This is a genomic window from Martelella sp., assembly GCF_984369615.1.
Map to the genome: position 1 here is coordinate 1 of NZ_CFHTCS010000289.1, position 5622 is coordinate 5622.

The 5622-nt window shown below is 58.3% G+C and carries 3 protein-coding genes and 2 pseudogenes; 2 read left to right on the forward strand and 3 right to left on the reverse strand.

The genetic code is table 11. From position 1 onward, the window contains the following. Positions 1 to 52: 52 nt before the first annotated feature. A complete protein-coding gene (locus AC5DC2_RS18360; RefSeq protein ID WP_491699515.1) occupies positions 53 to 1705 on the reverse strand; it encodes an arylsulfatase in 1653 nt (550 codons plus the stop codon). A gap of 542 nt (positions 1706 to 2247) precedes the next feature. On the opposite strand from AC5DC2_RS18360, the gene AC5DC2_RS18365 reads away from it, so the two are divergent. After that, entirely contained in the window at positions 2248 to 3201 is a 954-nt protein-coding gene (locus AC5DC2_RS18365; protein WP_491699513.1) for an AraC family transcriptional regulator, read from the forward strand. Between the two features lie 113 nt (positions 3202 to 3314). Continuing rightward, positions 3315 to 3596: pseudogene (locus AC5DC2_RS18370) on the forward strand (IS481 family transposase); the annotation flags it as partial. Positions 3597 to 3634: 38 nt separating this feature from the next. On the opposite strand, the pseudogene AC5DC2_RS18375 reads toward AC5DC2_RS18370, so the two are convergent. Then, a pseudogene (locus AC5DC2_RS18375) lies at positions 3635 to 4267 on the reverse strand (tyrosine-type recombinase/integrase). A gap of 692 nt (positions 4268 to 4959) precedes the next feature. Next, positions 4960 to 5622 (reverse strand): serine hydrolase domain-containing protein (locus AC5DC2_RS18380; RefSeq protein WP_491699514.1); only part of this gene is annotated, 663 nt, incomplete at its 5' end.

Sequence of the window (5622 nt, forward strand, 5' to 3'; positions counted from 1 at the left end):
AAGGGCGGACTTGCAGCCGCCCTTCTCATTCTTCTGCAGGTCAGGCGGAAGCCTATTCCTTCGATGTGCTGGACGCCTTCACACCGGCGATCACGGCATCGAGGTTATAGGCGGCCGGGTGCTGGAGCGGCGGGAATTCCTTGTAGGATTCCAGCTCCTTCAGCCACAGGGCCTGACCGATCGGCAGCATGTTCCAGTCATAGGCATAGGCCGTCGAGGGCGAGCCAAGCGCACCGCCGATACCGTTGAATGTCTTCGAGAAAGAACCGATCGACTGCTCGAAGGGATCACGCTTGATGTTGACGACCTGCGTCCAGCTGTACTTGACGGGGCCAAGGAAGGTCTTGGACGGATCCTGATCCACCATGGCGAAATACATCTTCCAGTTCTTGTAGCGCACCGCCGAAGGCGTTTGCCCTGAATAGTAGAAGAACGTATCGCGCGCAGACCCCTCATCGCCCGTCAGCGAGCCGACCTGGTTGAAGCCATCCAGCTTGGTCTTAACGATACCCGGATATTCACCGGCCTGGATCTGCTTGTTCAGATCATCGCCCTTGGCGCCGCCAGCCAGTTCAACCAGCGTCGGCAGCCAGTCAAGCGAGGAGAACATGTCATTGTTGATCGTACCCGGCTCAATGTGGCCCGGCCAGCGAACGACGAGCGGAACGCGCATGCCGCCTTCCCAGGTCGACAGTTTGCCGGCTGCGAACGGCGTTACGCCGCCATCGGGGAAGGTGATGGTTTCAGCGCCGTTATCGGTGGTGAACACGAGAATGGTGTTGTCCAGTTCGCCCATCTCTTCCAGCTTCTTGATAACAAGGCCGATATTGTCATCGACCTGTTTCATGCCGGCTTCGTTGAGACCCCAGTCCTTGCCGCCCTTGGTGCCGATCATGTCCTGATACTTGTCAGACAGAACCGTGGTCACATGCATGCGCGCGGGATTGTACCAGACGAAGAAGGGCTTGCCGGTCTTGTCCGGATCCTTGCGGTCGAGGAAGTCGACGACCTTGGCGGAGATTTCCTCGTCAACGGTCTTCGAACGCTCAAGCGTCAGCGGACCTTCATCGGTGCAGCTCTGGTTTGCCTCTGTGCCATCCGACGAGGAGCATGCGATGACCGGACGCGGCGGCGTCATGCACAGTCCCTCGGAAGGGTCGATCGCGCCGGGCGGATCGGACAGGCCGGGAACCGGGGTGTTTGTGCAAGGCGGCACGACGGCCTGTTCGGTCGGGCTGGAATTGATGTCGGGGAAGGAAACGCCCTGCATGGCGTCGAGATGGTAGAGATAGCCCCAGAACTCTTCAAAGCCATGAGCGGTCGGCAGCGATTCGGCCGTGTCGCCCAGATGGTTCTTGCCGAATTCACCGGTGGTGTAACCGAGATCGCGCAGGAAAACGGCAAGCGAGGGCGTGCCCTTGCGCAAATAGGATTCAGAACCGGGAATTTCCGGCAGCAGCATGCCGGCACGCACCGGGTTCATGCCCGTGAAAAAGGATGTGCGGCCCGCCGTGCAGCTCTGCTGGGCGTAGTAGTCGGTGAACATCGCGCCTTCATGGCCGATCCGGTCGATATTCGGCGTTTCGCCAACCATCAGGCCACGGTGATAGATGCCGGGCTGCATGTACCCGACGTCGTCAGCCATGATGAACATGATGTTGGGCTGTTCCGCGGGCGCGGTTGTGCTAGCGCTGTCCTGGGCCATAGCGTTCATGCTTGTCAGTGCCGAAGCGCACAGGGCGGCTGCGAGAACGGCCCCCGTCTTCGCCGCCCGTGCGGACTTGAAACTCAGTGTCATGGGTGTTCTCTCCATCTCGCTCCGGCGTTTGCCCAAGCGTCGCTGATCTGGTTGCGAATACATTGAATGACGTGTCTTGCGGCAAGTCGCCGCGTAGACCGAAACCGGTCTGGAACCGCGAACCGGAAAATCTCCTCTTCCACCTGTCTGAACGTGTTTTCTGTCATATGCGCGTTGAGGTTGATGTCCAAAATTGCTATGCGGAACACAAGACCTGACAAACGGCAGCCCCTGAAGGGCATGACGCGTTGACGTTTGACAAATTGTTCGGTTCAAGTCGGCTTGCACCCGTCCCTTGGTACTCTTGTTCAATACGATCAATTGGAGGGCGGCGCTTTTCATTTGACGTCACTTTGGAGATAGCGGTGACGAAAAGAAGCAGTTCGGTTGCGCTTGCGCGTTTGAGGGGGATCGGGCCATTGCCGGCCATGGTCGAGGAGACCGGCGGAATGCGTGGACTGATCAGGGCGTTTCAGCAGTCCGGCCTACCGCTTGAAGTCCTCGAACACAAGAACATGCCCATACCGCTGAGCTTGATGAGTGCGCTCTTCGAAAGCAGCGCGAGGGTGCTTGGCGAGCGAAGCCTGGGACTGTCGGTCGGCAAGGCCATGTCCTATCAAGTCTATGAGGAATGGTCCAATTACGCTGCGCAGGCCGGTTTCCTGGGCAATGCACTGCGCCGCGCTTGTGCCACGGTCGGATCACAATTGTCTGAAACGACGATGACGCTCTCTCTGGAACAGGATCGCTGGATGTGGCGTGTGACGCCGCCGATCGTGGGCCATTCCAGCATGCAATATGCCGACCATATCATCTTTCCCATGCTGGCGTTCGCGCAGATTTATCTCGGCGTCGATTGGCGGCCGACCTTTATCGAGGTTTGCTATCCGCGCGACGAGGCTACATCGATGATCGAGCGCGCGTTGAAGACCAACTTGCGATGCAATGGTCCCGGCATCGCCATTCCCTTCTCATATGAGGAGATCGCCGTCTCTCATCCCGCCGCTGACGCTATTGCATTAAAACCCCTGACACTGCGGGAGGTGACTGGCGATGTCGCGTTGAGCGAAGCGCCCGAACCGGCGCGTTCATTTTCAGCGGTCGTCGCCTTGCGGCTTCTGGCGGGCCAAACCGATATCGACGGTGCTGCGGAAATCGCGGGCTTTGGTGTTCAGGGCCTGCAGCGGCGCCTGCGCGTCGCGGGATATACCTATCGCGAGATTGTCGAGATGGCGCGGCGCGATAGGGCCATGGCGCTTCTGACGCAAGCCGATCTGTCCATCGCCCAGATCGCTTTCGCGCTCGGCTATGAGGAACATGCGAATTTCAGCCGTGCCTTCCAGCGCTGGATGGGCTGTTCGCCAAGCACCTATCGCAATGGTATGCAGCGCACTCCGGTGTGAAGCGCGCTGCCGGGATTTTTGGCATAGTTACACTTCGGAAGAATAAGAAATGGTCAGGGTATTACCGCCTGATTTTGGTGGTGCATTTCTCCGGCCAGTTGGAGATGTGTACTATGGGACAAACTCGACACGATAGCGCTAAGCCCACTGCGGCAGCCCTTCGAGCAATACAAAATCATCAAGCGAGCCCGACCGCGCTCTTCAAATAGTATGGGGTCAATAGGCAGACCGTTGCGAAGTGGAAAAGCGCACCTCCGTTTCTGATCTGCCGACCGGCCCAAAAGAGTTGAAGGCAGAGACCTTTTCTCTTGAGAGAGATGCCATGATCTATGCCTTCGGCAAGCATAAACTACTGTCCGCTCGATGATTGTCGTTATGCGCGGCAGCCAATTATAAAGATGCGCGGCCCGCCCGAAACGAAAACCGCACAAAGCTAGATCTCGGTGTGCTCTGCCAGTTCAAGGGCATCCTCGATGTCCACACCGAGGTACCGGACCGTGTTTTCGATCTTGCTGTGACCGAGCAGAATCTGGATTGCACGGAGGTTACCGGTTGCCTTGTAGATCATTGCCGCCTTGGTCCGGCGGAGTGAATGAGTACGGTAGTCTTCCCGCCGTAAGCCGATTGCTGTCACCCATTCGTCGACCAAACGTGCATATTGCCGGGTGCTCAAGTGACCGGCAGGATCGACCCGACTGGGAAAAGCCTAGTCGTCAACCGTTCCACCTCTTCGCTCCAACCAGGCGAGCAAGCTCGCTCTCACGTCCGTCGTGATCTCAAACTGAACCGGGCGACCCGTTTTCTGCTGAACCACCATGGTGCGGGTCCGGATCAATGGCCCCGAAACCAGCGTGCCGATCTTAATCTTGACGAGATCGCAGCCCCGAAGCTTGCTGTCTATGGCGAGATCAAACAGGGCGCGATCACGCATTCGCCCTTCGCGATCGAGAAAGAAGCGGATCGCCCAGACTTGGCGCTGCTTCAGGGGTTTCTTAATTCCGACCATTCGTCCGGCGTTCCATGCTGGCCTGCCGTGCATGACAGGATCGTATTGTGCTATACCCATGTCGTTTCTCCTTCGGCCATGATTGGCCGTCAGGAGGATAGGCGAGCAATGCAAGCGAACGGCAAGTTTATGTAGTACCAAGTCGAAGCTTGAACGACCGAAATGGCGGCGCCTTCTGGACTGGCAGAGACGGGGCGGTATCCAGTCTAACCGCTTTTCGAATCCAAAAGACGTAAGCGGCCGAAGCAACTCGTTCGCCGCCGTCCTTCATTGGTGCGATCGTGATCATATCCGTAGATTCCAGCGAATATCAGTTCAAATTCGATGCCGGTCCATCTACTGGCGCGCTGTCGCCATGCGTCGAGGTTTCGGTGTCAGTTCGGGATTCTATTGCCTTGGGATCATCGTCGCGACGCAGGCGCGTGTGTGCGATGAACGCTCCGGTCAGCGCGATTGCCACCACCGCCCCGATCCACACTCCGTGAAGACCCGATCCGAGGATAAAGCCGGCAACGACAGGGCTTGCAATGCCGTCACCGCAACGAGGGATTGGATCGCGCCCGTGACAACGCCTCGCCGTGCCTGAGGAACCTGGACGGAGAGGGCCGCCATGAAGGTCGGGCGCGCGAGCGCGATGCCAGTGCTGATGCAAAGCACGGCAAAGGCGAGCGTTGGAATATTGGATGCCAAGCCCGCAGCACGACAATCAGATTACGTTCGCTGAAGTGCTCGCTGATGGCATTGCAATCGCCTCACGGGACTGCTGTGCCGCCAAGAAGAGGCGCTACGGCATTGAAAATGCGCATGGCGGGCAAGGAGCACGCAATGCCGTGCGGGTTGGAGGGCAGAACCTCGGCGTCGTCGCAATCGCCCGAAGGGATGTCGCTGTTGGTTTGTATGGCCACGGTCGTGTCGGTTTGTGTATTGTAATAGACGACGGTGGTGTATCCCGGCAGTTCACCGGTATGTCCGACCCAGCCGTCGGTGCAACGCAGCGCCAAGCCATAGTCTGCGGGGCCCTGGAAAGAGCGCAGCCGCTGTTCCTGCGATTTTGCGTCAAGAAGGCCGTGACCGGTCGCCAGAGCCCTGCCATAGGTGAGCAGGTCATCGACATCTGAAATGATTTCGCCAGCGGTCCAAAGCGATGCCGGGTTCCAGTTGGTGGCGTCCAGCGGGGCTTCGGGGGTCGCGTCATAACCTTGCAGCGAGATACCGCGCGCGTATGGTGCGGGGATTGCAGTCTGCCTGCCTGGCCAGATCGTGTTCTCCAGACCGAGCGGTTCGAAGATCATTGTCCTCAACGCTCTCTCGACCGGTTGACCGGTGACCTTCTCTATCACCATTCCAAGCAGGATCGTGTTGGTGTTGGAGTAGTCATATTCAGAACCGGGTTCGAACAGCGGAGAGTTCTCGAC

Coding starts and splice junctions, on each gene's coding strand:
- AC5DC2_RS18360 (WP_491699515.1), bottom strand. CDS start 1,705: ATGGCCCAGGACAGCGCTAGCACAACCGCGCCCGCGGAACAGCCCAAC.
- AC5DC2_RS18365 (WP_491699513.1), top strand. CDS start 2,248: ATGCGTGGACTGATCAGGGCGTTTCAGCAGTCCGGCCTACCGCTTGAA.